Consider the following 1,459-nt stretch of genomic DNA (forward strand, 5'->3'; position numbering starts at 1 on the left):
ATAAAACTTTCATGAATAAGGGAATTCACCCACAGGCATGAAACTCGTTTTAAATAGAAACCAAACTATAAAACGATATGTCTACAGTAGAATTCCCTCAGCTAATTGAACGCGGTTGTGGCCTGGATGTTCATAAAGAAACCGTAGTAGCGACCATTCGTGGTACAGCTATAGAAACCGAAACTAGAACCTATGGCACATTCACCTCAGAGCTTCAACACTTAACTTGTTGGCTTCAAAACAATGGTATTACTCATATTGCCATGGAGAGTACAGGAGTCTACTGGAAACCTGTGTACTATGTACTCGAAGACTACTTTGAGATACTTCTTGTCAATGCCCGTCATATCAAAAATGTGCCTGGTCATAAAACAGATAAGAAGGATAGCGAATGGATAGCTAAATTATTGCTTAGTGGTCTACTAAAGAAAAGTTTTGTTCCCAACCAGCAGACCCGAGAACTTAGAACCCTTTACAGACATCGTAAGAAATTAATCAGGCAACGAACTACTGAGAAAAACAGACTTCAAAACATCTTGGAAGATGCCAATATCAAATTATCATCGGTTCTTAGTGACATTTTCGGTAAATCAGGTTTAGCTATGATTCGACAACTCGCTCAAGGAGAAACTAATCCTGTCACTTTATCCAACCTTGCTAAAGGTTCTCTGATCAGAAAAAAAGAACAGATTCAATTAGCGCTCAATGGACGGTTTAATCAAAGTCATCAATTCATGTTGAATCTGCTACTGCAAACTATTGACTACATCAATAGTAACATCGAAAAAGTAGAACAACAAATTGATCTATACCTTAATGAGATGAGTACAGAGGTTAGCTTACTGCAAACAATACCCGGTGTTACCAAACAATCAGCAACTGGAATATTATCAGAAACAGGTACTGACATGCAACAATTTATCTCCTACAAAAATCTAGCGTCTTGGGCTGGAGTCTGCCCTGGTAATAACGAAAGTGCAGGTAAGAAAAAATCGTCGAGAACTACTCAAGGCAATAAATACCTAAAGACGACTCTTATCGAATGTGCTTGGTCTGCTAGTCATACTAAGAACACACAGCTATCATACAAATACTCAATTCTGGCTTCAAGAAGAGGTAAGAAAAAGGCAGCAATGGCTATTGGACATAAGATCCTCACAGCCGCCTTCCATATCCTAAGAGACAAAGTAGAATACCGAGAACATCAAGTTAAAACTGAGGTGATCAAGGCGAAAAGAAACAAAGAAATGCAAAGGTTGCAGAACAGATTAGACAACCTAAAAACATCAGCGTCCAACAATTGAAAGGTCGTCTTTTTTTTGGTGGATTATACCCCGAGCATAAAACCGATAACAGACGCTAAGCACCCACAGTTGTTGCCGTAGAGCACGTAGAAAAAATTTTTCTCTAATAGAAAACAGCTTAGATCATCAGTTATTTAGGTAATCTATGCATTGGT

At 38.5% G+C, this 1,459-nt stretch carries 1 protein-coding gene; it reads left to right on the forward strand.

Going from position 1 to position 1,459, the window contains the following annotated elements:
* Window positions 1–77: 77 nt before the first annotated feature.
* Complete coding sequence (locus DKG80_RS21015; protein WP_109833356.1) at window positions 78–1,304, forward strand: IS110 family RNA-guided transposase; 1,227 nt, start codon at window positions 78–80, stop codon at window positions 1,302–1,304.
* The last annotated feature ends 155 nt before the right edge of the window (window positions 1,305–1,459 follow it).

Origin of the sequence: Reichenbachiella versicolor (assembly GCF_003171675.1) — a bacterium.
Classification (GTDB): Bacteria; Bacteroidota; Bacteroidia; order Cytophagales; family Cyclobacteriaceae; genus Reichenbachiella; species Reichenbachiella versicolor.

Excerpts from the sequence above, each read along its gene's own strand:
- DKG80_RS21015 (WP_109833356.1), top strand. The coding sequence starts at position 78 with ATGTCTACAGTAGAATTCCCTCAGCTAATTGAACGCGGTTGTGGCCTG.